23 protein-coding genes, 1 pseudogene and 1 riboswitch are annotated in these 25,144 nt (G+C 71.1%); of the genes and pseudogenes, 13 read left to right on the top strand and 11 right to left on the bottom strand.

The window, feature by feature from the left end; translation table 11 throughout:
* Positions 1–34: 34 nt before the first annotated feature.
* Entirely contained in the window at positions 35–1,240 is a 1,206-nt protein-coding gene (locus tag OIE12_RS10135) for a PucR family transcriptional regulator (protein ID WP_443053792.1), read from the bottom strand.
* Positions 1,241–1,642: 402 nt separating this feature from the next.
* Between OIE12_RS10135 and OIE12_RS10130 the strand changes: the two genes are divergently transcribed.
* The 10 genes from OIE12_RS10130 (at position 1,643) to OIE12_RS10085 (ending at position 10,482) form a co-directional block, all read left to right on the top strand.
* Complete coding sequence (locus tag OIE12_RS10130; RefSeq protein WP_329141827.1) at positions 1,643–2,293, top strand: pirin family protein; 651 nt, start codon at positions 1,643–1,645, stop codon at positions 2,291–2,293.
* Positions 2,294–2,480: 187 nt separating this feature from the next.
* Positions 2,481–2,987, top strand: a complete 507-nt coding sequence (locus OIE12_RS10125) for a chorismate mutase (protein WP_329133927.1) — start codon at positions 2,481–2,483, stop codon at positions 2,985–2,987.
* Positions 2,984–3,958 (top strand): menaquinone biosynthesis protein, encoded by a 975-nt coding sequence (locus OIE12_RS10120; RefSeq protein WP_329133925.1) that lies wholly within the window; start codon positions 2,984–2,986, stop codon positions 3,956–3,958. The genes OIE12_RS10125 and OIE12_RS10120 overlap by 4 nt, the downstream gene beginning before the upstream one ends.
* The gene (locus OIE12_RS10115; protein WP_329133923.1) at positions 3,955–4,248 is read left to right on the top strand and encodes a Dabb family protein; all 294 of its coding nucleotides are present in this window, start codon (positions 3,955–3,957) and stop codon (positions 4,246–4,248) included. The genes OIE12_RS10120 and OIE12_RS10115 overlap by 4 nt, the downstream gene beginning before the upstream one ends.
* A gap of 202 nt (positions 4,249–4,450) precedes the next feature.
* The gene (locus OIE12_RS10110) at positions 4,451–4,879 is read left to right on the top strand and encodes a DUF2000 domain-containing protein (protein WP_329133921.1); all 429 of its coding nucleotides are present in this window, start codon (positions 4,451–4,453) and stop codon (positions 4,877–4,879) included.
* Positions 4,880–5,206: 327 nt separating this feature from the next.
* On the top strand, positions 5,207–6,631 hold the full coding sequence (locus tag OIE12_RS10105) for a phenylacetate--CoA ligase family protein (RefSeq protein ID WP_329133918.1): 1,425 nt from the start codon (positions 5,207–5,209) through the stop codon (positions 6,629–6,631).
* The gene (locus OIE12_RS10100; protein ID WP_329133917.1) at positions 6,628–7,611 is read left to right on the top strand and encodes a branched-chain amino acid transaminase; all 984 of its coding nucleotides are present in this window, start codon (positions 6,628–6,630) and stop codon (positions 7,609–7,611) included. Before OIE12_RS10105 ends, OIE12_RS10100 begins: the two co-directional genes overlap by 4 nt.
* A gap of 48 nt (positions 7,612–7,659) precedes the next feature.
* Entirely contained in the window at positions 7,660–8,253 is a 594-nt protein-coding gene (locus tag OIE12_RS10095; protein ID WP_329133915.1) for a prephenate dehydratase domain-containing protein, read from the top strand.
* A gap of 105 nt (positions 8,254–8,358) precedes the next feature.
* On the top strand, positions 8,359–9,345 hold the full coding sequence (locus OIE12_RS10090; RefSeq protein ID WP_329133913.1) for an ornithine cyclodeaminase family protein: 987 nt from the start codon (positions 8,359–8,361) through the stop codon (positions 9,343–9,345).
* A gap of 27 nt (positions 9,346–9,372) precedes the next feature.
* Positions 9,373–10,482: a histidinol-phosphate transaminase gene (locus OIE12_RS10085; protein ID WP_329133911.1), complete on the top strand. Its 1,110-nt coding sequence runs from the start codon at positions 9,373–9,375 to the stop codon at positions 10,480–10,482.
* 25 nt (positions 10,483–10,507) lie between these two features.
* Here OIE12_RS10085 and OIE12_RS10080 read toward each other — a convergent pair whose 3' ends face one another.
* Positions 10,508–10,960: an Lrp/AsnC family transcriptional regulator gene (locus OIE12_RS10080; RefSeq protein WP_030382902.1), complete on the bottom strand. Its 453-nt coding sequence runs from the start codon at positions 10,958–10,960 to the stop codon at positions 10,508–10,510.
* Between the two features lie 156 nt (positions 10,961–11,116).
* On the opposite strand from OIE12_RS10080, the gene OIE12_RS10075 reads away from it, so the two are divergent.
* Entirely contained in the window at positions 11,117–12,145 is a 1,029-nt protein-coding gene (locus OIE12_RS10075) for a DMT family transporter (RefSeq protein WP_329133909.1), read from the top strand.
* An 84-nt stretch (positions 12,146–12,229) separates the two neighbouring features.
* Here OIE12_RS10075 and OIE12_RS10070 read toward each other — a convergent pair whose 3' ends face one another.
* Entirely contained in the window at positions 12,230–13,651 is a 1,422-nt protein-coding gene (locus OIE12_RS10070) for an ATP-binding protein (protein WP_329133907.1), read from the bottom strand.
* Between the two features lie 120 nt (positions 13,652–13,771).
* Positions 13,772–14,782: a GlxA family transcriptional regulator gene (locus tag OIE12_RS10065; protein WP_443053791.1), complete on the bottom strand. Its 1,011-nt coding sequence runs from the start codon at positions 14,780–14,782 to the stop codon at positions 13,772–13,774.
* A gap of 70 nt (positions 14,783–14,852) precedes the next feature.
* Between OIE12_RS10065 and OIE12_RS10060 the strand changes: the two are divergent.
* Positions 14,853–16,197, top strand: a pseudogene (locus tag OIE12_RS10060) (MFS transporter).
* Here the strand turns inward: OIE12_RS10060 and OIE12_RS10055 are convergent.
* A complete protein-coding gene (locus OIE12_RS10055; protein ID WP_329133903.1) occupies positions 16,148–16,417 on the bottom strand; it encodes a DUF397 domain-containing protein in 270 nt (89 codons plus the stop codon). The pseudogene OIE12_RS10060 and the gene OIE12_RS10055 sit on opposite strands and share 50 nt — an antisense overlap.
* Complete coding sequence (locus tag OIE12_RS10050) at positions 16,377–17,225, bottom strand: helix-turn-helix domain-containing protein (protein ID WP_329133901.1); 849 nt, start codon at positions 17,223–17,225, stop codon at positions 16,377–16,379. Before OIE12_RS10050 ends, OIE12_RS10055 begins: the two co-directional genes overlap by 41 nt.
* Positions 17,226–17,320: 95 nt before the next feature.
* On the opposite strand from OIE12_RS10050, the gene OIE12_RS10045 reads away from it, so the two are divergent.
* A complete protein-coding gene (locus OIE12_RS10045) occupies positions 17,321–17,758 on the top strand; it encodes an ATP-binding protein (RefSeq protein WP_329133899.1) in 438 nt (145 codons plus the stop codon).
* On the opposite strand, the gene OIE12_RS10040 is transcribed toward OIE12_RS10045, so the two are convergent.
* The 5 genes from OIE12_RS10040 to OIE12_RS10020 form a co-directional block, all read right to left on the bottom strand.
* Complete coding sequence (locus tag OIE12_RS10040) at positions 17,736–19,187, bottom strand: DUF6177 family protein (RefSeq protein ID WP_329133897.1); 1,452 nt, start codon at positions 19,185–19,187, stop codon at positions 17,736–17,738. The two genes, OIE12_RS10045 and OIE12_RS10040, sit on opposite strands and share 23 nt — an antisense overlap.
* 58 nt (positions 19,188–19,245) lie before the next feature.
* A complete protein-coding gene (locus tag OIE12_RS10035) occupies positions 19,246–20,262 on the bottom strand; it encodes a hypothetical protein (RefSeq protein WP_329133895.1) in 1,017 nt (338 codons plus the stop codon).
* Positions 20,259–22,496, bottom strand: coding sequence for a hypothetical protein (locus OIE12_RS10030; protein ID WP_329133893.1), 2,238 nt, complete (start codon positions 22,494–22,496; stop codon positions 20,259–20,261). The genes OIE12_RS10035 and OIE12_RS10030 overlap by 4 nt, the downstream gene beginning before the upstream one ends.
* A gap of 5 nt (positions 22,497–22,501) precedes the next feature.
* Positions 22,502–22,900: a DUF6507 family protein gene (locus OIE12_RS10025; protein WP_329133891.1), complete on the bottom strand. Its 399-nt coding sequence runs from the start codon at positions 22,898–22,900 to the stop codon at positions 22,502–22,504.
* Positions 22,901–23,245: 345 nt separating this feature from the next.
* Positions 23,246–24,949, bottom strand: a complete 1,704-nt coding sequence (locus OIE12_RS10020) for a hypothetical protein (protein WP_329133890.1) — start codon at positions 24,947–24,949, stop codon at positions 23,246–23,248.
* Positions 24,950–25,071: 122 nt separating this feature from the next.
* Positions 25,072–25,134: riboswitch (guanidine-III (ykkC-III) riboswitch) on the top strand.
* Positions 25,135–25,144: the final 10 nt, after the last annotated feature.

Here is a 25,144-nt window from a genome sequence, read left to right as displayed (position 1 = left end):
CAGCAGGGGGATTTGTGGACCCCCCACAAAAAGCCTAGATCTGGGGATCTCCATCGACCAGACGCCCCAGGATCAGCGCGATCCGCAAGGTGAAAGCGGAGCGTACATCAGAGGGTGACCAACCGGTGACGTCTGTCACACGTCGGAGCCGGTAGCGCACGGTGTTGGGGTGAACGAACAGCATCCGGGCGGCGCCTTCGAGACTGGACGCCTGTTCCAGATAGACACTGAGCGTCTCCAGGAGCGCGGAGCCGGCCTCCTCCAGCGGTCTGTAGATCTCCTCCACCAACTGCTCGCGCGCGGAGGGGTCCCCGGCCATCGCGCGCTCCGGCAGCAGATCGTCGGCGAGCACCGGGCGCGGGGCGTCCTGCCAGGCCGAACACGCTTTCAGTCCGGCTGCGGCGGCCTGCGCGGAGCGGGTCGCGGCGAGCAGGTCCGGCACGATGGGGCCGGCCACCACGGGGCCGGCGGCGAACGGCCCGATCAACGACTTGGCGACCTGCAACGGATCGCTGTTGCCCCCCGCGATCACCACCAGCCGGTCCCCGAGCACTCCCGTGAGCACCTGCACCTTGGCGTGCCGCGCCGCCCGCCGGATCGCCTCCACCGTCAGCTCGCTGTCCCCGTCGGGCGCGGTCCCCAGCACCACGCACACATGGTCCGGCGAGTTCCAGCCGAGGGCGGCGGCCCGGCTGACGGCGCCCTCGTCGGCCTCCCCGCTCAGCACGGCGTTCACGACCAGCGACTCCAGCCGGGCGTCCCAGGCGCCGCGCGCCTCCGCGGCCTGCGCGTACACCTGGGCGGTGGCGAAGGCGATCTCGCGGGCGTAGACGAGCAGTGCCTCGCGCAGCACGGACTCGTCCCCGGGTGCGGCCACCTCGTCGATGGCGGACTCCATCACCTCGATGGTGGTCCGCACCATCTCCACGGTCTGCCGCAGCGTGATCGCCCGGGTCAGCTCCCGGGGCGCGGTGCCGAACACGTCCGTGGAGATCGCCTGCGGGGTCTCCGGGTGCCGGAACCACTCGGTGAACGCGGCGATACCGGCCTGCGCGACCAGCCCGATCCACGACCGGTTCTCGGCGGGCATCGCCCGGTACCAGGGCAGCGTCTCGTCCATCCGCGCGATCGCCTGCGCGGCGAGCCGCCCGGAGGACTTCTCCAGCCGCCGCAACGTCGCGACATGCGAAGGAGGAGAGGACGCGGAGGATCCGGCAGAGCCGGCTTCGGGTTCGGACACGGAACAAGACTGCCTTATCGGGCCGCCCGCCTGCGGCGCCGGGGGTCACCCCCCGGAGGGGCCGCCCCGCCGGGCCCGCGAGCCCGCGGCTCCACCGCGACGGGCGCGAGCCCCCGCGCCGGTAAGGGGCGCGGGGCTGTGTTGATTCTGTGGCTCCGCCACGCGGGCGCGAGCACCCTGGGGACTCCGCCCCCAGGCCCCCCGGGGGGGGCGGGGAGCTGGGGGTGGGTGGGGAGGGCGCGGGAGAGCTCGGGTGGATGAGGTGTGTACGGCGGGTGCGGGTGGGTGGGGACTTCTCGCGCAGTTCCCCGCGCCCCTTACAGGGCGCGGGCTTGGGGAGGGCAGGGGCGGCGGGGGCGAACAAAACACGCCAAGCCCCGCAGGGCTACCGTTGGCCCCGTGATGGATGTACGCCGCGCCGACACCCGCTACCCCGGCGGAGCCGAACCCGCCGGAATATCGACCCGCCACGCCTTCTCCTTCGGCCCCCACTACGACCCCGACAACCTCCGCTTCGGCCCCCTCATCGCCTGCAACGAGGAACACCTCGCCCCCGGCGCCGGCTTCGACGAACACCCCCACAGCCACACCGAGATCGTCACCTGGGTCGTCGAGGGCGAACTCACCCACCGGGACGACACCGGCCACGCCACTGTCATCCGCCCCGGCGACGTCCAGCACCTCAGCGCCGCCTCCGGCGTCCGCCACGTCGAACGCAACGACGGCGACGAACCCCTCACCTTCCTCCAGATGTGGCTGGCCCCCCGCGACCCCGGCGGCACCCCCTCCTACGAGGTCATCCCCGGCATCGCGGACTCCACCCCCTACGCCCTCCCCGCCGCCGGCGCCATGCTCCACGTCCGCCGCCTCACCCCCGGCGCCCGCACGGCCGTCCCCGAGGCCCCGTACGTCTACCTCCACGTCGTCCGCGGCGAGATCACCCTGGCCGGCGAGCACCTGCACCCGGGCGACGCCGCCCGCCTCACCCACCCCGAGGACATGGCGGCCGTGGCGGAGACCCGGGCGGAGTTCCTGCTCTGGGAGATGGCGTGAAGTCGCCACAAAAATCACGTCGGTTGGCTGGAACCAAACAGCTCCGAAACCACTCCGTCTCAGGTTTCGAGATGCGACCATGAGGCCCTTGTGTATGCCAGTGGCAACGTGAATAGAATCCGAGCGTCAAAGGAACCTGACTGTCCGTCGTCGCCGCCTTCCCGGGCGGCCGAAGGAGTAGGTGTACGTGACGCAGAAAAGCATGGGGGACTTAGCGGCGAACGCCGTCAAGGTCGACGCGCAGAGCGCCACTGAAACCGCCAGACACGCAACCGACAGCCGAGAAGCCGGCCGTGCGGAAAACGGCAGGCAAGCGCCCGAAAGCACAGAATCGGGCAACAAGGAATCCGACCGGCAGGAAACGCCCTGGAAGGAATCCGGCCGGCAGGAAACCGACCGGCAGGGAATGGACCGGCAGGAAATCGACCGCCGGGAGATCGACGCCCTCGATGCGCGCATCGTCCAGCTGATCCGGGACCGCCACCGGATCTCTTCCCGCATCCAGCAGCGCCGCCGCCGCGAGGGCGGCCCCCGCACCGTGCTGACCCGCGAGATGGTCGTCATCGACCGCTACCGCCAGGGCCTCGGCCCCGAGGGCACCGCACTGGCGACGGCCATCCTGAGACTCTGCCGGGGCCCGGCCCCCGAGGCCCCGGGGCCCGTCCCCGCCGGCCGCGGTGAGCCGGACGCGTGAGCGAGGTCCACGCCGCCTCCCGGCCGCCGGCCGCGTCGCGTCGTACCGCCGCCCGCCGCACCACCCGGGCCACCGCCCCGTCCGCCGTCCCGCCCACCGGATCCGCCCCCTTCAGACTGGGCGACATCTCCTTCCTCAACTGCGCCCCGCTGCGCTGGGGCCTGCGCCACAGCGGTGCCCTCGAACAGTTCGACCTGGCCTCCGGACCGCCGGAGTGGCTGGCCGAGGAACTGCTGGCGGGACGGCTCGACGCCGGCCCCGTCAGCCTCGTCCGGTATCTGCGGCACACCGACGCCTGGGAGTTGCTGCCCGGCGGCGTCGCCGTCGGCAGCGACGGCCCGGTGCACTCCTGTCACCTCGTCTCCCGTGCCCCTCTCGACATGCTCGACGGGGCCGTGGTCGCCCTGTCCCGGGCCAGCCGCACCACCGCCCTGCTGGCCCGGATCCTGCTGGAGGACGCCCTCGGCGTCCACCCGGAGTACCGCCCGGCCGCGCAGGACCTGGACGCCATGCTGACCGGCGCGGACGCGGCCGTCCTGATCGGGGACGACGCCCTGCGGCTGCACGCCCGGCCCCCGGCCGGACTGCGGATCCAGGACACCGGCGCGCTCTGGCGCGAGTGGACCGGGCTGCCCATGGTCTTCGCCGTCTGGGTGGTGCGGCGCGAGGCCGCCCGCGCCCACCCCGAGCGGGTGCGGGCCGTCTCCGCCGCGCTCGCCGAGGCGGCCGCGCTGGCCCGCGCGCACCCGGCGGCGGTGGCCCGCGCCGCGGCCGCCGAATCGGCCCGCGGCCCGGGCGGACGCCTCTCCGAACAGGTCCTCCTCGACTACTACCGCGTGCTCGACTACTCCCTCGGCGACCGGCAGTTCGCCGCCGTGCGCGAGTTCGCACGCCGTGCCGCCGCCCGGGGCGAGGTCCCCGCGGACCCCCTCCCGCCCCCCTCACCACAAGCACCAGGAGGACACCCGTGATCCGCCACTACGTGCTCTTCAAGTTCAAGCCCGGCGTCTCCTGGGACGACCCCAGGGCCCAGGAGGCCGAGCGGACCGCGGCCAAGGTCGGCGGCGAGGTGCCGGAACTGAGGGAATGGACCGTCGGCCGTAACATATCGACCCGGCCGATCGCCCACGACTTCGTCGTCGTCGGTCTGCTGGACGACATGGAGGCCGTGGAGCGCTATTTGGTGCACCCCTTCCACCAGGAGGCCATCGCCGCCTGGCGGGAGATCAGCGACTGGGTGATAGCGGATGTCGAGGAATGAGCCGCGGGGCCTCTCCGGCGAACTGCCGGGAAAACCACCGGGTGCGCTTCCTGGGTGAACTTCCGGACGTAGTTCCGGTTGTCGGCGCGGATTACCTCGGACATGTCTCCGCGTTCTTCATGTGCGGCCGTGCCGTGAAATGCGTCCGCGTGCTGTACGAGTGACCGAGCCACTGAGCAACTGAGCAACCGATACAGAAGAAATGGGGAGACCCGTGGGGTACCAATTCGAGAAGTGTGCCATTGTCGTCGACAAGGACCTTCCCGCGGGACTGGCGATGAATACCGTGGCGGCGCTCGCGCTGTCCGTCGGCAAGTTCACCGACGGCATCGTCGGCGACGACGTGAAGGACGCCGACGGCCGGCTGCACACGGGGATCACCTCGATCCCGCTGCCCGTGCTGAAGGCCGACGCCGGGGAGCTGCGCGACGTCGCGGTCCGGGCCGTGGGCGCGAGCGACGTCTTCGTCGTCGACTTCACCTCGGTGGCCCAGTCGTCGCGGTCGTACGACGAGTACACGCGTCGCACCGCCGAGATCCCCACCGGCGAACTCCCCTACATCGGGATCGCGTTGTGCGGCAGCAGGAAGGCGGTGGACAAGATCACCGGCAGCCTGCCGCTGTACCGCTGACACCGGCGCCGTACCGCTGACGCAGGCTCGGCACCGCTGACGTCGGCGCGGGCCGCCGCCGTACCGCCGACGTCGGCGCGTGCCCCCGCCGCCGTACCGCCGACGTCGGCCGCCGCGGCCGTCCGTCCGGCGGCCCGAGCCCGAGACCACCACCCGACACACCCGACACACCCGACACACCCGACGCACCCGACCCGCCCGGCCGGGGCCGGCCCCGCCCGCGCCCCCGGCCGGCCGGTACCCCCTGCCCGAAAGCGGCCGCCACCGCGCCCCCGAACCCCCAAGGACCACCGCACTCCCGCACGCGAACGACCACCGGAGGAAGGCATGTTCACAGTCTTCGACGAGGAACTCGACCGCACCGCCCGCGAGATACGCGACCGCCACCGCTCCTACGCGGCCGGCCGGTGGACCGGGGAGGAGCTGGCGGCCCACCAGCTCGACGCGTTCCGCACCACGCTGGACTACGTCAAGAAGCACTCCGTCTTCTACGGCCGCCACCTGGCCGGCGTGGACCCGGCCTCGATCACCTCGCTCGCGCCCGAACAGCTCGCCACCGTGCCGTTCACCACCAAGGACCACCTCCGGCAGGAGTTCGCCGACGTCCTGTCGCTGCCGATGCACAAGGCGTGGATCTTCTACGAGACCACCGGCACCACCGGCCGCAGCACCCCCTGCCCGCGTGACAACACCGACTCCCTGCACAACAACACCGCGCTGACCGTGTACTACGACACGATCTTCCGGGAGTACGGCGACGAGCAGATCATCGCGGTCTCGGGACCGACCGAACTGCACGCCTTCGGCGACACCTTCGGCGAGGTGTGCCGCAACCTCGGCCACGCCGTGGCCAAGATGTGGCCGCACTCCCCGATGGTCGGCTTCGACCGCGCCCTGGAGACCCTGCGCGTACTGCCCGCCACCGGCCTGTTCAGCACCCCCGGCATGGCGCTCACCCTCGCCAAGAAGGCCCGCGCCGCCGGCCTCGACCCGAAGCGCGACTTCCGCCTCGACGTCATCATGTGCACCGGCGAACTCGCCTCGCCCAGCCTGCTGGAGAACATCGGCGAGGTCTGGGGCGCCCGCGTCCACAACGCCCTGTACGCCTCGCAGGAGGCTTCGGTGATGGGCGCGGCCGGCACCGACGGAGCCCTCTACACGGCCCCGCTGCTCAACCTGTACGAGGTGATCGACCCGGACACCGGGCACGCCGTCGACCCGGGCGCCGACGGAGTGCGCACCGGCGAGCTCGTCGTCACCTCCCTCTACCAGGGCAGCAAGCCCCTCGTGCGCTACCGCACGGGCGACCTGGTCCGGCTCGCCCCGCCCGCCGCGGGCCGCTCGTTGCCCGCGCCCACCCTCGAAGTGCTCGGCCGCACCCGCGACACCCTGCGCATCGGCGGCCGGGACATCAGCGGCTACGACCTGGAGGAGCTGGTCCTCACCCATCCGCGCGGCTACCTGGACTACCAGGTCGTCATCGACGCCGTCGACGGCCGGGACGAGCTGACGCTGCGGCTGGAACTGCCCGAGGACCGCACCGGCGTCCGCCTCGACGAGGGCGAGATCGTCCGCGCCGTCGACGACCGGCTCGGGGTGCCCCTGCACTTCGCGTACGGGCCGCTCGGCAGCGTCACCACCACCGGCGCCATGGTGAGCTGGAAGGCCGCCCGGGTGGAGGACCGCAGGCTCGCCGCCCCCGACGAGGAGCAGGCGGCCGCGCTCGCGGTGGCCGGCGGGAGGGCCCAGTGACCGTCACCCAGGGCGGCGCCCCGGCGCAGCGGCCGCCGGCGTCCGGCACCCCCGCGATCGCCCAGGTCGCCTATCACGACGGCGAGTTCGTACCCCTGGCGCAGGCCCTGCTGCCCGTCACCACCCAGGCCCTCCAGTACGGCACCGGAGTCTTCGAGGGCATCCGGGCCTACGCGCAGGACGACGGCGGCCTCGCGGTCTTCCGCGCCCACGACCACTACCGCCGCCTGCTCCGCAGCTGCCGCACCCTGCGCATCGACCCGGGGCGCACCGTCGAGGAACTGTGCGCGCTCACCGCCGAGTTGCTGCGGCGGATCGGCACGCACGAGGACACGTACATCCGGCCGCTGGCCTACAAGCGGGCCCTGCTGCCCGGGCAGAAGCCGGGTGTCGGCCTCACCGGCGTCTCCGACGCGCTCTCCGTGAACGCCTTCCGGATGGGCTCGTACACCGACCCGGCCGGCATCCGCTGCACCATCAGCTCCTGGCGCCGGCCCTCCTCCGACGCGCTGCCGGTGCGCGCCAAGGTCACCGGCGGGTACGTCAACAACGCGCTCGCCGTGGACGAGGCCCGCGCGGCCGGGTGCGACGACGCGATCCTGCTCAACAGCCGGGGGCAGGTGGCCGAGGCCAGCACCTCCAATGTGTTCGCCGTCGTCGGCGGGCGGCTGGTGACGCCGCCGGTCACCGCCGATCTGCTGGAGGGCATCACCCGCGACACCGCGGTGACGCTCGCGGCGGACCTGCTGGACACCCCGACCGACTTCCGCGACCTGGGCCGGGACGAACTCGCTGGCGCCGACGAGGTGTTCCTCACCGGCACCGGCAGCGAGATCGTCCCGGTCACCGAACTCGCCGGCCGCCCCGTCGCCGACGGCGTGCCCGGCCCGCTCACCACCGCCCTCATGGGCGCCTACCGGAACGTGGTACGCGGCGCGGAACCGCGCTACGGCCACTGGCTCCACCCCGTCACCGCCTGACCGGAGACCCCGGCCGGCAACAGCGGCACCGCACCCAGGGAGGATCGCATGACCACCGAGGCACCTGGCTGGATAGACACCGCACTCACCAACGGCCCGTCCATCGAATCCGTCGGCACGCTCGGACCCACCGGCACGAGCAGCGAGCAGGCCGCGTTATACCTGTGGGCCCGGGGCGGGGACACCGCACCCGACATCCGTCTGTACGACACCTACGAGCAGGCGGGCGAGGCCCTGCGCGAGGGTGCCGTGACCCATCTCGTGGTCGCCAACGCCTACGCGGGCGTGCACAGCTTCTACATGGACCCCGGGCTCCGCTTCGCCGGCGCGTTCCTCTTCGACACCCCGCACTACGGCCTCGCCGTCGCCCCCGGGCACACCGTCCCGAAGCGGCCGAGCGTGGCCACCCACCCGGCGCCCGCCGCCCTCGTCGGCGAACTGCTGCCCGAGGGATACACGGTGGAGGAGCTCCACTACGCGACCTCCACCAGCGCCGCCGCCGACCGGGCCCGCCGCCGGGAGACGGACCTGGCCCTGACCACGCGGCCCGCGGCCAAGCTGCACGAACTGGAGTTCATCTCCCGCACCCGGCCGATCCGCATGCTCTGGTCGGTCTTCACCCCGGCCGCCCCGACGGCCTGACCCCGCCCGGGCCGGGGGCGGCATGCGGACCGGCCGCCACGCACCGCACGCCGCCCCCGCCCCGGGCACCCCCTCCTGCCCGCCGAGGAAGGAACGACCCACCTCATGCTCTTGATCGACCGCGCCACGGTGCGCCGGGTCTACCCCATGGAGCGCGCCATCGAGGTCATGGCCGAGGCCATGCGCCGCTACAGCTCCGGCCTGGTCGACCAGCCGCTGCGCACCATCCTGCGCCCGGAGCGCGACACCGGGCTGCTCGGCACCATGCCGGGCTTCGTGGCCGGGGAGGACCTCAACGGGTACGGGCTCAAGGCCATGGTGCTGCGGCCCGAGAACCCGGCGCGCGGCCTCGACCTGCACATCGGCGTCGTCATGGTCTTCGATCCGGAGACCGGCGCCCCCCTCGCCCTGATGGACGCGGGCGCCGTGACGGCCGTACGGACGGCTGCGGTCTCCGCGGTGGCGACCGACGCGCTGGCCCGGCCCGACGCCGGGGACCTGGCGGTCCTCGGCTCCGGGGTGCAGGCCCGCAGCCATCTGGAGGCCATGACCGTGGTCCGCGCGCTGCGCCGGGTACGGGTCTGGAGCCGCACCCGGGCACACGCCGAGGACTACCGCGCGTGGGCCCGGAAGGAGCTCGGCGTCGACGTCGAGGTCATGGCCGACCCGGCCGCCGCCCTGGCCGGTGCCGACCTCGTGTGCACCACGACCGCCGCCAGGGAGCCCGTCGTCGAGGCCGGCGACCTCGCCCCCGGCGCGCATGTCAACGCCGCCGGTGCCTCCTTCGCCGACCACCGCGAGCTGTCGGCCGAGGCGGTGGCGCGGGCGGCGTTCTTCGTGGACAGCCGCGAGTCGGCGCTGGCCGAGTCGGGCGATCTGAAGGCGCCGCTGGAGGCCGGGCTGGTCGGACCCGAGCACATCCTGGCCGAGCTCGGCGAGGTGCTCCTCGGCCGCCACCCGGGCCGCCGCGACGGGCGGGAGATCACCGTCTACAAGTCGCTCGGGCTCGGGGTGCAGGACATCATGTCCGGCTTCGCGATCGCCGAGGCGGCCGCCGCCCAGGGGCTCGGCCTCGCCTGGAACCAGGACTGACGCGACCCGAGAGGACACCGAACCGCCATGACGACGACCACACCGCACCCCACCGCCCCCGGCACCCCGGCCCCCACGCCCCGCGCGGTGCTCGCCGGAATCCCGGCCTACGTGCCCAAGCCGCCCGCCCCGCCCGCCGAGGGCCCCGCCCACCGGCTGTTCCTCAACGAGAACCCGTACCCGCCGCTGCCCTCCGTCCGGGAGACCATCGCCCGGGCGGCGGCCGAGGCCCACCACTACCCGACCATCCACCCCGAGCGGCTGACGCACGCCCTCGCCCGGCGGCTGGACGTGCCGCCCGCACACCTCGTCACCGGCCCCGGCTCGGTCGGCATCTACCAGCAGATCGGCCAGGCCGTGCTGGAGCCGGGGGACGAAGTCGTCTACGCCTGGCCGTCGTTCGAGGCCTATCCGATCGTGACGCGGATGGCGGGGGCCGTCCCGGTGGAGGTGCCGCTCGCCGACGGCGTGCACGACCTGGACGCCATGGCCGCCGCCGTCGGCCCCCGGACCCGGGCCGTCCTCCTCTGCGAACCCAACAACCCCACCGGCACGGCAGTCGGCGCCGCCGCGCTGGAGCGGTTCCTGGACCGCGTGCCCGGCGACGTCCTGGTCGTCCTCGACGAGGCCTACTTCGAGTTCTACCGGTCGCCGGACGCCCCCGACGGCGTCGCACTGCACCACGACCGCCCCAACCTCGTGACGCTGCGCACCTTCTCCAAGGCCTACGGGCTGGCCGGGATGCGGGTCGGGTACGCCGTCGCCCAGGCCCCGATCGCCGAGGCGCTGCGCAAGTGCGCCGTGCCGTGCGGGGTGGGCCGCGTCGCCGAGGAGGCGGCGCTGACCGCGCTGGAGGTGGAGGCGGAGCTCCTGGAGCGGGTGGAGCGGGTCGTCGCGGAGCGGGAGCGGACGCGGGCGGGGCTCCTCGGACTCGGCTGGGAGGTGCTGCCCAGCGAGACCAACTTCCTGTGGCTGCCGGCCGGTTCGGACGCGGAGCGGGTGGCGGGGGAGTGGGAGCGGCGCGGACTGCTGGTACGGGCCTTCCCGGGCGACGGGCTGCGGGTGACCGTGGGCAGCCCCGAGGCGAACGACCTGCTGCTCACGGCGGCGAAGGAGACGGTGCCGCCGGCCCGGTGAGGTTCCGGCCGGACTCCGGGGTGCCTCACGCCGGCCCGACGACCTTCTTGCGCATGTGCCCGTAGACCACCGAGGTCCGTACGTCGGCCAGTTCCGGACGCTTCGTCAGCTTGTCCAGGACCACCGCATGCAGATGATCGGTGTCGCGCACGGCGACGTGCACGAGGAAGTCGTCGTTGCCGGTGAGGACGAAGAGCGAGATCACCTCGGGCATCCGTTCCAGGAACGCCTGGAAGGCCTCGATCACCGCACGCGTCGGCGGCCGGACCCGCACGGCGATCACGGCCTGCAGCCCCCGGCCGATCGCCGCGAGGTCGGCCTCCGCGTGGAACCCCGTCAGGATGCCGCGCTCGCGCAGCGACCTGATCCGCTCCAGACAGGTGGACGGGGCGATGCCGAGGGCCTGGGCCATGTCCCGGTTGGTGCGCCGACCGTCCTCCTGGAGCATGCGCACCAGCGCCGAATCTAGTTCGTCCATGCGTGCCTCACCCTGCCGATTGCCGAAGATAATTCGGATGGTAGTCGTTCCTTGCGATGACGTTGTTAGCCTTTTCGAGTATTGGCTGATGTTCGTTCGGGCGCGCCTGCTGGACGGCGGGACGTGTGCGGCGGCAGGGGAGAAAGCGGCGTGCGGATGCGTGAGCGAGGGGCAGGCGTGTGGGCGGTGGTCGCGGTGGTGGCGGCCGCGCTGTTCTGGAGCAGTTCGTACGCGGTGACCAAACGGGTCCTGGACGACGTCGGCCCGCTGAGCATCGGCGCGCTGCGGTTCACCATGGCCGCGTTACTCCTGGGCCTGGTGATACGGCTGAACCGGCACCGCCCGGCCCGGCCGGACGCCCGGCAGCGGCGGCAGCTCTATCTGAGCGGCTTCCTCGGCATCACCGTCTACTTCATCCTGGAGAACATCGGCGTCGACATGTCGACAGCGTCCGACGCGTCGCTGATCGTCGCCACCTACCCGCTGATGACGATGCTGCTGGAACTGCTCACCCTGCGCGACCGGATGCCGTGGACACGGGTGGCGGGCGTGCTGCTCGCCACGGTCGGCGCGGTCCTCGTGGTGCGCAGCGGCGCCGAGACCGGCGGCAGTTCGCGGTGGATCGGCGACGTCCTGTTGCTGCTCGGCGGGCTGGCCTGGGCCGGCTACAACATCCTCGGCAAGCGCGCGAGCGCCGGCCAGAACGCCATGAGCGTCACGTACTACCAGACCCTGGCCGGCGCGGCGGGCTTCCTCCTCGCCTCCCTGCTGGAGGCCGGCGACTGGCGGGTCCCGGACGCGACCGCCTCGTCGCTCATCGTCTACCTGGCCGTGGCCTGCTCGGTCGGCGGCTTCCTGCTCTACAACTACGGTCTGCGCAGGATGGCGTCGAGCGTCGCGGTGAACATCCTCAACCTGGTCCCGGTCTTCGGCGTTGCCGGCGCGGTGGTCATCAACGGCGAATCGATCCACCCGGTCCAGGCGCTGGGCGGCGTCGTCATCATCGTGGGGGTGGCCCTGGGCATGCTGGAACGGGGCCACCGGACACCGGTGAGCCCGGAACCGGCCTCCACGACACCCGCCGGGACGGACACCGCCTCGACCGCCTCGACGGACCCGACCGCACCGGTACCGACGGCCGGGGCGGCGGCGGGCCGGTCACCGGCCGACCCCCGGCGACGGTGAGCCGAGCCGCCGACGACTCCGTCCTCGTCCCGATGAGGACCGATCGCACGCCTGCCCGACCGGCGCCGCCGCACGCGGAACTGCTCAGCGGCGCTGCCACGCACCGAGCAGTTCCGCGGGGCCGTAGACCGCCTGTGGGCCGTCGCAGGTGACACCGCTGCGGGAGACGACGACGAGGGGGACGGGCTCGTCCGTCAGGGCAGCCCGGTGTTTGTGCAGGGCCGCGAGGTCGTGACTGTCGAACGGTGACTTCTCCAGCCACTTGACGGACCCCACGAAGAGCAGCCGCTTGGCGACCGGTTCGCGGTCGGCTCCGACGAGGTCGATCTCGACGTCGTTGCTGCGTGTCCAGTACGCGCCCACCGCCGGGGCCGCGGGCAGTCCCTGGTCGGGCAGGAGCCGGGCGAGGCCCTCGCGGACGAGGGGTTCGACGGCCCGGCCGCGCCACGCGGTCCACTGCTCCCGGACGCGGCCCAGGGTCAGATCGCCGCGCATGCGCTCGACCTCCGCCATGTGCGGTTCGAGGAAGGCGAGCCAGAAGCGCAGATAGGAGTCGGCGACCCGGTACCGCCGTTCCTTGGAGGGGCGTGTCGACAGGGGCAGTTCGGCGGCGACCACACGTTTGCCGGTCAGCACCTCCGTCGCCCGGGTGAGCGTGGTGTGGGAGACGCCGCCGGCGGCCCGGGCGATGTTGGTGAAGGTGCGCTCCCCGGCACCGATGGCCTTGAGGACCTCCCGGCTCATCGCCTGCGGCGGGAACTCGGCCCCCAGCGAGCGCTCGGCGGAGACAAGCAGCGCGGAGATCGGATTGGCCAGGGAGGCTTCCAGGAAGTCCCACAGCGATCCGCCGTGGGGCCAGTCACGGCAGATCAACGGCAGTCCACCGGTGACCAGGGCGGCGTCGAAGGCCTCGGCCGGCTCCAGGCCAAGCATCTCGGCGAGGTCCGCGGGGTTCAGGGGCCCCAGGACCATCTCCCGGCCACGCTGGTGGAAGGGTCGGTCGTAGTCGTTGAGGGCCTCCATCATCGACAGGTCCGAACCGATCAGCAGCAGGAGCACCGGCTTGCGGCTGAGGAGCCGGTCCCAGGCGCGCTGCAGCATGCCCTCGAACGCGTCGACCCGGTCCATGAGGTACGGCACCTCGTCGATGACCACCACGCTGGGGCGGTCGTCGGGCAGGGCCTCCGCCAGCAGCCGGAAGGCGGCGTTCCATTGCTGTGGCGCCTCCTCCGCGAAGAGCGCGCGTCCGGGCAGGGTGGAGTGGGAGACGGAGTCGAGCAGCTCCGTCAGCTCGTCCTCGGCGGAGCCGCCGGCCGCCGTGAAGAACAGACTGGGCACTCCGCTCCGCCGGATGAACTCCTCGACCAGGCTGGACTTGCCCACCCGCCGCCGCCCGCGCAGCAGGATGCACTCCCCGGGCCGGGCGCTTCCGACGGCGCCCCCCACGGAGGCGAGTGTCTCGCTCAGCACGCGGAGCTGATGCCTGCGACCGATGAAACGCTGCATGACGGGACTCCGCGTACCTTGAGCCAGGATAGTAACAACAGAGATAGTATCGCGACCGATACTATCTCTGTCGGGAGGATGTGGGGGGACGACGAGGGGAGCCGACGGCGCCGGCCCGCCTCACACCTCCGTGCCCGGCCCTCGGAACGCGGTGCGGTAGACGCTGGGAGAGGTGCCCAGGGTTTGGTGGAAGTGCCGACGCAGGTTGGCGGCCGTGCCGAGGCCGACCTGTTCGGCGACCTGTTCCACCGGCAGCTCCGACTCCTCCAGCAGCTCCCGGGCGCGCTCGATCCGCTGCTGCGTCAGCCAGGTCATCGGCGTGGTGCCGACCTCGTCGTGGAAGCGCCGGGTGAAGTTGCGCACGCTCATGGCCTCGCGTGCCGCGAGCTGTCCCAGCGTGAGAGGTTCGCCCAGCCGTTCCAGGGCCCACCCGCGGGCGGCCGAGGTGGAGGGCGACGACGGCTCCGGCAGCGGGTGGCGGATGTACTGCGCCTGGCCGCCCTCCCGGTGCGGCGGGACGACGGTGCGCCGTGCGACGTCGTTGGCGACCGCCATGCCGAAGTCGCGCCGGATCATGTGCAGGCACAGATCGATGCCCGACGCACACCCCGCGGACGTCAGGACGTCGCCGCCGTCGGTGTACAGCACGTCCGGATCCACCGTCACCCGGGGGAAGAGCCTGGCGAACCGGTCAGTGTACCGCCAGTGCGTGGTGGCGACCCGCCCGTCCAGCAGACCCGCGGCGGCCAGCACGAAGGCACCCGTGCAGATCGACGCCACCCGGGTGCCGGGACGGATACGGGCGAACGCCCCGGCCAGCGGCTCCGCGAGCCGGGGGTCCCGCTGTTCGTAGTCGTCGTACGACGACATCACGATCACGGTGTCGGCCTGCGCCAACGCCTCCGGGCCGTGCGCGACGTCGACGGTGAAGTCCCCGTCCGTGCGCACCTTCCCCGGCCGCAGCGCGCACGTGACGACCTCGTACAGCGGCTCACCCTCCGGACAGGCGCCCTCCCGGGCCTGCCCGAAGAGTTGATGGACGATCCCCAGCTCGATCGGCAGCGTCATCCGGCGGGCGAGGACGGCCACATGATGACGCGTCGGACGGGTGAAAACTCTCGCGGTCCCCATGGCCATATCCTTGCGCATGCCGTCCATGTGGCCACTCGTCGGGCATCCGCCGCGGCACCACGGTGGAACCATGGCTCAGCGCACCCGGACCACTTCCCCTCCGCCCGGCACCGCCGTCCCGCCCCGCCCACGGCCCGGAACACGCCGGGCGGTGACCGTCGCCGTCGTCGCCGGGGCGGCCATCGTCACCGCCGGAGCCTTCACCACCGTCCCCGGACTGCTGATCACCCCGTTGCACCAGGAGTACGGCTGGGACCGCGGCCGCATCGCCCTGGCCGCCTCCGTCAACATGGTCCTCTTCGGCCTCACCGCGCCCTTCGCCACCGCCCTGATGGAGCGCGCGGGAATCCGTCGCGTGGCGGCGGGTGCCCTGCTGCTCATCGCCGGCGGCGCCCTGCTCACCCGCGCGATGACCTCGCCCTGGCAACTCGTCCTGTACTGGGGCGTCCTGATCGGCCTCGGCAGCGGCTGTCTGACGATGACCTTCGCCGCGCTCGTCACCGCCCGCTGGTTCGAGCGGCGGCGCGGCCTGGTCACCGGCGTGCTCAGCGCCTCCAGCCACCTCGGCCAACTGCTCTTCCTGCCACTGCTCGCCTCGGCGGTCGACCGCTACGACTGGCGTCCGCCGGTGGTGACGATGGCGCTCGCCGCCCTGACCGTGTCTGTACTGGTCGCCCTGTGCCTGCGCGACCATCCGGCGGACGCCGGCGTACTGCCGCACGGGGGACGGGAGTTCATCGCGAAGCCGGTCCCCGCCCGGGGAGCCGTGCGCCGCACGGTCACCGTCCTCCTCGACGCCTGCCGCACCGGCACCTTCTGGCTGCTGGCAGGCATCTTCGTGCTCTGCGGCGCCTCCACCAACGGCATCATGTGGAGCAACTGGGTGCCCGCCGCCCACGACCACGGCATGCACGCGACCACCGCCGCGTCCGTGCTGTCACTGATCGGCGTCTTCTCGTCCCTGGGTGCCGCCGTCTCCGGCTGGCTCACCGACCGCTTCGACCCGCGCCGTCTGCTGACCGTCTACTTCACCATTCGGGCGCTCACGCTGCTCGCGCTTCCCCTCGTCCTCCCGGCGTCCGTGCGGCCTTCCCTGATCGCCTTCGCGGTCCTCTATGGCCTCGTCGACGTGGCGACCGTGCCTCCGGTCATCGCCCTCTGCCGGCGCGCCTACGGCGACGACGGCCCTCTCGTCTTCGGCTGGACCAACTGCGCCCACCAGCTGGGAGCCGGCGCCTCGGCGTACCTCGGGGCTGCCGCCCGCGACGTGTTTCGGCGCGTACGACGTGGTGTGGGCGGCTCTGAGCGCGGGTTGCCTCACGGCCGCGCTCCTGGCGGTGGCCGTGAGGCCATCGCTCGCCCCGGCTACCGCAGCCCATCCACGAACGCCCGCCAGGCGCCGGCGCCGACGGTGACGACGGGGCCGGCGGGGTTCTTACTGTCCCGCACGGGCACGGCGCCGGTGGGGCAACCGTCGGCGACCTCGACGCATTCGCCGCCGTTGCTCCCGCTGTACGAGGACGTGCGCCAGGCGGCGCCGCCGGTGACGGTGCACTCGACGCAGTCGCCGCCGTTGCTTCCGCTGTAGCTGGACTTACGCCATTCGATCTTGCTCGGTGCTGTCCGGAGCTGCATAGCGTTCCTCCATCACGCGGGTGATCAGTCTCGCCGAGTCCTCGGGGGAGAGGGCTGAGGCTTGCAGCCGAGCGTAACCGACCGAGCGCTCCTTGATCACGCCCGGATCGGCGGTCATGTGACCCTGGTCGTAGCCGTCCATGTAGAACAGGTCGGGATTGTCGTCGAACCTCAACAGGTTGAACGTACCCATCATGCCCGTGTGTTGGCCTGTTGCGAACGGGAGGACCTGGATGTCCACCCAGGGGTCGTCCTGGAAGCGCAACAGGTGCGCGAGTTGCCGACGCATGACGTCACGCCCGCCGATTTCCAGCAGCAGGGCGGCCTCGCTCAGGACGACCCAGAGCGCGGGCGGCTGATCGCGTTCGAGCACGCGCTGGCGTTCCATCCGAGCCGCCACCATCTCGTCCACCTGCTTGTGGTTCTCCACACCGAGAACCGCCCGCGCGTACTCCTCCGTCTGCAGGAGCCCGTACACCAACTGGGCCTGATACGTGGAGATATATGTAGCCCTCGCCTCCATCTCCGCGTACGGCTGGAACCACGTGGGGAGTTGGCTCCGTAGGACCAGACCGATGAGGCGTGAGAACAGGCCGTCCGTGCCGAGGGCGGCGTCGACGCGTTCGGAGAAGTCGCGCGTGGGGACCTTCTTCGTCGTCTCGATCTGGCCGATCAACGAGCCCGTGCAGAAGATGATCTCGCCGAGCTGGCCCTGCTTGAGGCCGTGCGCCTCGCGCTGGCGGCGCAGTTCCCAGCCGTAGTAGTCGAGCGGGGAGGCGGTGGGGTCCAGGGTCTGGATGTTGGCCACGGAGGCACCTCGCGCGGGAGCGGCGGGGCGCAACGCCCCGCAGGGTTCGTTTCGTTGCGTAGTCGAGCGTATGCGGAACGTCGCACCCTTGTGGTGTGAATCACGTAACTCCTGACAGCGACTACCGCGCCGAGTTCGCCGTGGGCGAGCACTCCGCGCGGCATCTGCGGCGCATCCTGCGTCTCTACCTCACCGGCGCGGGCCTGTCCGACGTGGCCGACGCCGCCGAACTGGCTCTCACCGAGCTGGTCGCCAACGTCGTACGGCACGTGCCGGGGCGCCGCTGCCGGATGTGCTTTCTGCTGCTGCCCGGCGGGGTACGGGTGGAGGTCGCCGATCCGTACCCGCCGCTGCCCGTCGTCCCGGCGGCGCCGGACGTGCTGGCCGAGGGCGGCCGCGGGCTGCTGCTGGTGGCGGCCGTCACCGACCGGTGGGGCGTCGCGCCGCGCCCCGACGGACGCGGCAAGACGGTGTGGTTCGAGTGCCTGCTCGACAAGCCGGACGACGCAACTACGGCGAGGCAGGGGCGCTGACGCCGTCGCGGCTCTCGAAGTGCTGGTCGATCCGTCTGAGGCGCTGCCAGGCGGTGGGATCGGTGCCGTCGCCGAGGGTGTAGTGCAGGGCGGGGCGGGTGGTCGGGCCGAGGTGGGCGGGGGTGGTGTCGGGCGAGGCTTTGTGGGCGTGCCCGAGGCCGAGGTCGGCCGTCGCGTCCGGGCCGAGGGTGAGGGAGACGGGGATCGAGGGTGGTTCGTAGTGGGCCGGGGTGGTCAGGTCGGCGCGGGCCGGCCGGAGTTCGGTGATCATCGTGGCGAGGTTGTGGTGCGTCGCCAGGGCCTCGGCCAGTTCGGGCAGCCGGTCGAGGGGCGGGTCCTCGTCGGCGGTGTGGCCGAGGGCGAGGGTGATGTGTTCCTCGACGCCCGCGCGGGTGTGAGCGATGTGGAGCGTGGCGATCGCCGGGCGGTCGGGGGTGCCGACGACGACCGACCAGGTCGGCTGGGACCGGCGGGCGCGGGTGCGTGCCAGATCGGTGAGTTGCCGTGGTGACCAGGGGGCGTTGACGGGCTCGGCGGTGGCCCAGCCGGCCGGCGGCGCGCCGGTGAGGAGCTGCCAGGTCTCCTCCAACGCACCGCCGAGGACGAGGTGTTCGCGGGCCGGGTGCACGGTGCGCAGGGAGAGCAACAACTGTCGTTCGCCGCTCGGCCCGGCCGAGGGGCGGAAGGCCTCGGCGATGCGTGGGCGGTCGTCTGCGGCGGGGGCGGCGGGAGCTAACCGCCCTTCGTGCCAGTGGAGTACGGCTCCGGAGAGACCGTCGTAGTAGCCGTGCTCGGGGTCCAGTACGACCCAGCGGGCGGGGCCGCGCTCCAGCAGCGTGCGGGCGGGCAGGGTCAGGCGTGTGTTCCGGGACGTGACGAGGCACAGCTCCCGTCCGCTCCTGCCCGCGGCGCGGATCGCCTCCGTCAGCCAGGTGGTGACGGCCAGGACCGGGCGGTCGTGGAGGGCGACGAGGGCCGTGTCCGTGGACGCGTCGAGATCGGCGAGCACGCCGAGGCGGCCGGGGGCGCCCGCCGTGTCACCCTGTCCGCGGGGCACGGCGACGACGTCGGTGTGACCGGCCTCCCGTGGCCAGGTGGTGCCGCCGAGCAGGACGGCGAGCCGGCCCGCGACGGAACCGGCCAGCCGCCGGGCGGCCTCGACACCGGAGGACGCCCGCACTTCCGTCCACCAGACGGGCTCCCGGACGGGAAGACCGGCACCCAGCAGCCGCGCAGTCTCTCCCGGCACCTGGAGGTAGCGCGGAGCCTCGACGGACACCAGCAGTTGCCCGTCGTCGGCACAGAGCTGTGCGACGGCCCCGCCTGCCGCGCGATTGACCCGCAGGTCGGGCCCGCCGGCATGCAGGGCGGCCAGCAGCGCCTTGGCGTCCGGCATCTGGGGGGTGAGGGCGATGACGTCCTGGGTCATCTGCGGCCCTTCGACTGCCACGTACTTTCAGCGGCCACGAGAAGAAGGGTCTGCCGCCTCAGCATTTCCCCGACAGTTCTTCCAGGGCGTCCAGTGACGCGATCTCCCGGGCCGAGTCCTCAAGGAGATGACCGGCCTCCGGCTGCGGCGAATTTCGGGTCAGCCAGTCGAGTGCCGCCAGAGGGGGCAGTCCTTGACGGTGAGCCTCGCGAAGCCGCAGCAGCCAATGCGCGCCCGCGTCGAACGCCTCGTCACCGGCTGCCGTCCGGGGCGCGTAACCGGCGGCGGCGTCACCGACGGATGCCCAGACGAAGCCGAGCGTTCTCCCCTCCCGCTGAACGGTGAAATACCGCACCGGATGCTCCGTGGTCCATTCGTACTCGTCGTCGGAGCGGGGAACCAGGGAAGTGAGGCGGCTTGCCCGGTCCAGCCCTTCGAAGGTTCCCCAGGAGTCGACGTACGCCGGGCCCTCGCTGCGTGGATCTTCGAATCCGGTCGGGCTCGGAGCGGCGTGACGGTTCTCGTCGCCGGGTGTCGGCGGGCTGCCCAGCAACGCCGAGATGCCCTCCAGCGCGGCGGCGAGGCGGGGCGCATTCGCCGCGTACACCTCGGGCTGCTCCCGGTCGCGCGTGTCCATGGTCAGCCAGGCGTCGGAATAGGTCTCCAGCGTCACGACGAGCAGCCGACCGTCCCAGACCTCCAGGTGGATGCTGAACAGCTTCTCCGCTCGGTACTCGGATCCCGGCTCGAACCACCAACCCGGGCAGTCGATCCGGATGGTGAGAACGAAGTCCCCGTCGAGTTCATCGGCCTGGGCCGCCGCCTGCGCGAAGGCGGATCCAGGGGCCAGCGGATCTGTCGTCAGCCGCAACCCGTGCCTTTCCAGGAGAACGTCGCGTAGTTTGCTCCCGGCCCGCACCAGAAGGCCTGCCCTGCTCCCGGGCGCGGCCAGTCGCCGTTCCGTCAACTCGTTCCAGACCGCGACTGCCGTCCGGGCGGCAGCAGCGGGCCGGATGCCGGCGTCTTCCGCCGGGATTTCCCATGTCCAGTCGCCGACAGGGGTGGAGGTGATCACAGCATGTCCTTGGGGTCTGTCTTGCTGCCCGGCGGGATGACGAGGTTTCCGTCCTCAAGACGTACGACGAACGTGATGCCCATCCCTTTTCTTCCTCGAGCGCCGGAATTGATGGCCATGAGCTCATCGTAAGAACCGTTCGACATCCAATCCGCGACAGTTCCACGAGCGCCGTCCACGAGCATCACGGTATGGTCCGCTTCGGAGCTGGCCAGCTGGAGAAGGTACTTGCCGCGGGTGATTTCGCTGACGGCGTTCTGGGGATTGTTCAAGTGCTTCATTTGGTATGCGTACACTTCGCCGGACTCATCCTTGACGCGGATGTCCATGTCGGCGCCGACCGGGTATTTCTGCTCGAAGTCAATGGTGTGGGCGGGTACTCCACTTCTCACCAATTCGTCCGCAAAGATCAACTGGTCGGCTGCGGGTTGGAACATGTGTTCCTTCTTCGCCCCCATGGCTGAAACCACCTGGCCGTACTCGTCGCTCTGGTTGAAGTGTCCGGAAGTGATGATGTCAGCGATTCGTTTCCCGTCCGGTTCTGAAGCAAGACGGTTCAGCACCCTCTCCAGGACGTCGGGCTTGGGCCGCTGCCGGCCCGGAATTTCCTTGACCGCGGCGCGGATCGCCGCTTCCTCCTCACCGCCGCGAGCCAGAGGATGCCCTGCGCTGCCGGGCGAGGACGTTTCAGGACCCGCGGGGCTTTGCACGCCCGGTTCGTCTCCAGAGCCGCCGAAACTGTGCTCCGCCTCCGTACCTCCCGACGCTCCGTCGTGCGGGCGGTCGTGCGAGCCGCCGTGGTCCGCATCGCCATGCCCACCGTGCGGGGGATCGGCCGTATTGCCTCCCGCTCCCGCGCCGCCGTGCTCACCATGCGTAGGGAGGTGTCCACCCACCTGCGCGGTTGCCTCACCCGCACGCCCTCCCACGCCCACCGCTTCGCGGTCCCCCGGCACGCCTCCGCCCACCCGCTCCGCCGCCCCCGGCTCGTGCCGGACCGGGTTCGTGTTCGGGGTGCCGTCGGGGTCGAGGGCGATGAGGTTGCCGTCCTTGTCGATCCGGTAGCGGTCGCTGAGGTCGAGCGCGCCGTCGGGGAACCGGGTCTTCGGCAGGTGCAGATGTGCGCTGACGTTGGCCAGGGTGTCCGAGACCCGGGGGAGAGCCGAGACCGCCTTCACCGCCTTCAGGCTGCCGGAGATCGGGTCCAGCGCGTCCCCGATCTTCGCCATGGTGCCGGCCGCCCTGGCCAGCGAACCTCCCTTGCCGAACCGCGCGACACCGGCGGCCGGCCCGGCCCCCAGCGTGATGAGGTTGAAGAAGACCACCGCGTGGGCGCGGGCCGGGTCCTCCTCCCAGGTGTCGTAGGCGATGAACTGCTTGCCGAACTCCTTGGCGTACGCCTCGCTCTCGTGCTGCCAGTCGGAGACGTGCTCGTCCTGGCCGGCCCAGTCCATGCCGTACGCGTAGGCTCCGACGAGCGTGCGCCGCAGGCCGTCCCACGCCTGGGTACGTGCCTCGGCTCCGTGGTATCCGATGAGCGTCCCGAGGCCGTCGATGCCGCCCCAGACGCTGTCCTTGACGATGCCGTCCCACACCCAGCTCTTGGTTCCATGGCCCCACCAGCCCAGGCTCCACCGCTCGTAGGTGCGGTCCTCGGGGCTGCCCCAGGGCAGGTCCTCCACGTCCTGTAGCGCCTCGGCGTCCACGCCGTACATGCCGAGACCGTGGCTGCCGTCGTCCGGGACCCACAGGGGCCGGCACACGGCCGGGCTGATCGCGCCGATCGTGTTGGCCGCGTTGCGTTCGGCCTCCTGGAACGCCACCACCGCCGCCGACACCCCGTCCAGCAGCGCCTGGTTCCTGTCGACCTTGTCCTGGTCCTCGGTCCAGTCGTCGTCGCCGTCGACACTGTCGACGAAGTCGATGGCGTCCGACTTGAGTTGTCCCAGCCGGTCGGCGTGCGGCTTGGCCTCCGTCACGAACGTGTCCAGCGCGGCGGCGAGCGACTCGATGTCCGCCGCGAACTCGTCGGCCGTGTCCATCACCGGCCGGGTGGAGGAGAAGAGTTGCTCGGCTTCCGGAGCCTTGTAGTAGGCGGCGGTGGCCTGGAAGCGGGCGTGGACGTCCTGGCCGCCGTTGCGGATGCCGGTCGCGTGCGTACGCAGGTCCGACGCGGCCTTGGACAGCTCGGCGAAGTCGCCGGTGTACTGCGGTATTCCCCCGGGCTCGATCACGCCGGCTACTCCCCGCCCCTGTCGCCCGCCCGCTGCCCCACGGCCTGGAGTTCCTCGGGCGTGGGTGCCTTGGCCGCCTCCCGCTGGGCGTCGGCCGCCATGGCCAGATCGCCCTCGAGGTACGCGGTGGTGGCCTCCACCGTGCCGTCCATCGTCTTCTTGGTGCGGGCCGCCATGAACCTGATCCGTCCCTGCGTGTCCGAGACGAAGTTCGCCACCGCCGCTCCGACCGGCCCGGCGGGCGCGGCGCCGCAGTACGGACCGCTGATCGTGCCCGCGAACATGGCGGCGTCCTCCACGCTCTCGCCGTAGCCCTTGATGTCCTTGCTCAGGTCGTCGGCGGCGAGACCCACCAACGACAGAATGGACTGCACCCCGCTGGGTGTGATGTCCCAGCCCGTCACAGCGACCCCCGTACATGACCGTGCCGATACGTTTCCACAGTGGCTCTCCAGCGTGCCCCGTGCCACTGACAACGGATCTTCATCTCTACCAGCCGACTCGTTGCAATAGCAACGCAATTCGCGCCAATCAATCCGCGGCACGTGGTGCGGTAGGTGCCGGCGGGGGTGGCCGACGCCAGGTAGTGGTGAGGGTGGCCCGAGCACGGACTGCCTTACGGCCGTGCACCTGGCGGTGGCCGTGAAGCCACCGTGGAGAACGGGTCGGGGTCGTCGCCGAATCTCAACACGCATGACGTCGCGCCTGGTGACTGTCAGCGACTGCCGCGCCGTGTTGGCGGCTCTTCGTCAATGTGTCGGGTACTGCACGTCGCCCCTCGTGATTGCCACGGACCACGGCATCATCGCCTGTGGGCGTACGAAGTCCTTGAGCAGGACGTCGGTCAACTCGTCGCCCGACATGTTCTTCAGTCTCCTCACCAGGGCCTCGTTCCCGCCGTGGCGTTCAATGCGGGAGATCTCCAGCACGCCGCGGAGCGCCAGTCCCGGAATGATGTGCGGGCCGGCCAGAATATTACCGCTGACATGTTCCGAGTACCGCTTCAATTCATTGGCTGCCGCGGCATCCGCGTATTCCACATGGCCTGCGCCCCCCTTCATGTAGCGCAGTTCTCCACCTTCCGTGTATCCAGTCGCTCCCTCGTATGCGTCGAAGCGCCGCACCTGGTTGCTGAATTTTATGCTCTTCTCGAACTGGGTCACGACCTCGTCGGTCAGCTCCTTGTACCTATCGGCCAGCCCCGCGCCCGTGAAGCTTTCCTGCACCCTCTTGCGTAGCCTTGTGAGGTTGACGATCTGTCGGATGTCGGTCGGGCTGAGGGAGTCTGGGTCCGACCGGAAGGATGCATGGAGGCTGTGGGCGAGTTGCTGTACGAGAGCGTTGAGCTGAGGAAATTCTTCCCAAATTCTCCCAATGTCTATCCTGGCTTTCTGCAGCTTCGCTTCCGGTGACTTGTACTGTTGCATATCGGTGTCGTCCCGTCGGTAGGAGAGCAATTCTCCCTCCGGGCTGGAGCGAAGCGTCGGGTATTCCATGTCGTAGAAGTCATTGATCATTATCCAGCCGCTCTGCGAGACCCGGCCCAGCGGCAGGGCGATACGTGCCGGGCCGCTGGCGTCCCCTTCGGAGAATCTCGTTCGCCGGAACGGGGCATCCTTTTTGGCGATGAAGAAGAAGACGAATGCGTCGTTCGCGAGCTGTTCTTCGTCGTACGGTTCCGTATTGTCGTGGACAGACGAGATGTCAGGGCTTTCGTCCCACTGCTTGCGCCGTGAAGAGAGAGTGCCGTGATCCGTTCGGTTCAGGGCCAGCTCCGCTCGGTTCCGGGTCGTGTAGTGATGCAGCTCGCGCTCTGCCAGGGCGGCCTCGAGCCGCCTTCTCACCGTGTCCTCCCACCCCGCGTCGGGCTCCAACTCCTGTCGCATGGATTTCATGTTGGTGTCGGACATCGACGCGATCAGAGCGTGACCCTCCGGGCCGCCGCTCGTCATGTACTGCTGCCACTTCTCCCCGGTTCCCGTCATGAAGTGGTAGGCGTCGGACTGCTCGGGATCGTTCGCCCAGTTCTCCAGTTCCGGGACGTTCTGTCGAAGGTAGGCCTGCGCCATGGACATCTCCAGAGCCGTCCCGAAGTCGGCGACGTCGAACGGGTTGGACGTCGGGGCGTCGACGTCGGGGCTCTGGGGCTCGGAGTCGGAAAGGCGTTGCACCGATACGTCACCGTGGCCGCCCGGACGGCCCACCCGGCTGTGGTGATCGCCCCCGCCGGTCTCGGTCCCCTGCCGGTGGCCTGCTTGGCGGAGCATCTGGACGACCGCCCCGTTTCCGGCGGTTGCCTGCAATCCGGCCATGCCCTGGCTCTGGTCCCTCGACGGTCTCGGGCCGGGGTGCCCGACCGTGCTCTTCCGGCTCGTGGGGGGCTGGTTCTTCTGGAACTCTTCCCGGTGCCTGCCCATCGTGTCCTCCCTGGCCGAAGCGCTTTCCCTGTCCATTCAAGGCGGTGATGCACCATGGGCAAGAGCCTTCAGGGCAAGCGCGCGGGCCGTTCGGGCGGAGGAGTCGGTGAGCGGAGAAAGCCGGTCTCATCGGTGCCGGAGGTGTGCGACAGTGGGCCGCAGAGCCCCGATCGGCTCCTGGACGAGACGCGCCGTACCCAGTCAGGACAAGACGACGCCGAGGAGTGTGGT

Origin of the sequence: Streptomyces sp. NBC_00670 (assembly GCF_036226765.1) — a bacterium.
GTDB lineage: Bacteria > Actinomycetota > Actinomycetes > Streptomycetales > Streptomycetaceae > Streptomyces.
This window is presented reverse-complemented; position numbering and strand designations above follow the sequence as displayed.

Excerpts from the sequence above, each read along its gene's own strand:
- OIE12_RS10130 (WP_329141827.1), top strand. The coding sequence starts at position 1,643 with ATGGATGTACGCCGCGCCGACACCCGCTACCCCGGCGGAGCCGAACCC.
- OIE12_RS10110 (WP_329133921.1), top strand. The coding sequence starts at position 4,451 with ATGGGGAGACCCGTGGGGTACCAATTCGAGAAGTGTGCCATTGTCGTC.
- OIE12_RS10105 (WP_329133918.1), top strand. The coding sequence starts at position 5,207 with ATGTTCACAGTCTTCGACGAGGAACTCGACCGCACCGCCCGCGAGATA.
- OIE12_RS10095 (WP_329133915.1), top strand. The coding sequence starts at position 7,660 with ATGACCACCGAGGCACCTGGCTGGATAGACACCGCACTCACCAACGGC.
- OIE12_RS10090 (WP_329133913.1), top strand. The coding sequence starts at position 8,359 with ATGCTCTTGATCGACCGCGCCACGGTGCGCCGGGTCTACCCCATGGAG.
- OIE12_RS10085 (WP_329133911.1), top strand. The coding sequence starts at position 9,373 with ATGACGACGACCACACCGCACCCCACCGCCCCCGGCACCCCGGCCCCC.
- OIE12_RS10080 (WP_030382902.1), bottom strand. The coding sequence starts at position 10,960 with ATGGACGAACTAGATTCGGCGCTGGTGCGCATGCTCCAGGAGGACGGT.
- OIE12_RS10075 (WP_329133909.1), top strand. The coding sequence starts at position 11,117 with ATGCGTGAGCGAGGGGCAGGCGTGTGGGCGGTGGTCGCGGTGGTGGCG.
- OIE12_RS10070 (WP_329133907.1), bottom strand. The coding sequence starts at position 13,651 with ATGCAGCGTTTCATCGGTCGCAGGCATCAGCTCCGCGTGCTGAGCGAG.
- OIE12_RS10065 (WP_443053791.1), bottom strand. The coding sequence starts at position 14,782 with ATGGGGACCGCGAGAGTTTTCACCCGTCCGACGCGTCATCATGTGGCC.
- OIE12_RS10055 (WP_329133903.1), bottom strand. The coding sequence starts at position 16,417 with ATGCAGCTCCGGACAGCACCGAGCAAGATCGAATGGCGTAAGTCCAGC.
- OIE12_RS10040 (WP_329133897.1), bottom strand. The coding sequence starts at position 19,187 with ATGACCCAGGACGTCATCGCCCTCACCCCCCAGATGCCGGACGCCAAG.
- OIE12_RS10020 (WP_329133890.1), bottom strand. The coding sequence starts at position 24,949 with ATGGACAGGGAAAGCGCTTCGGCCAGGGAGGACACGATGGGCAGGCAC.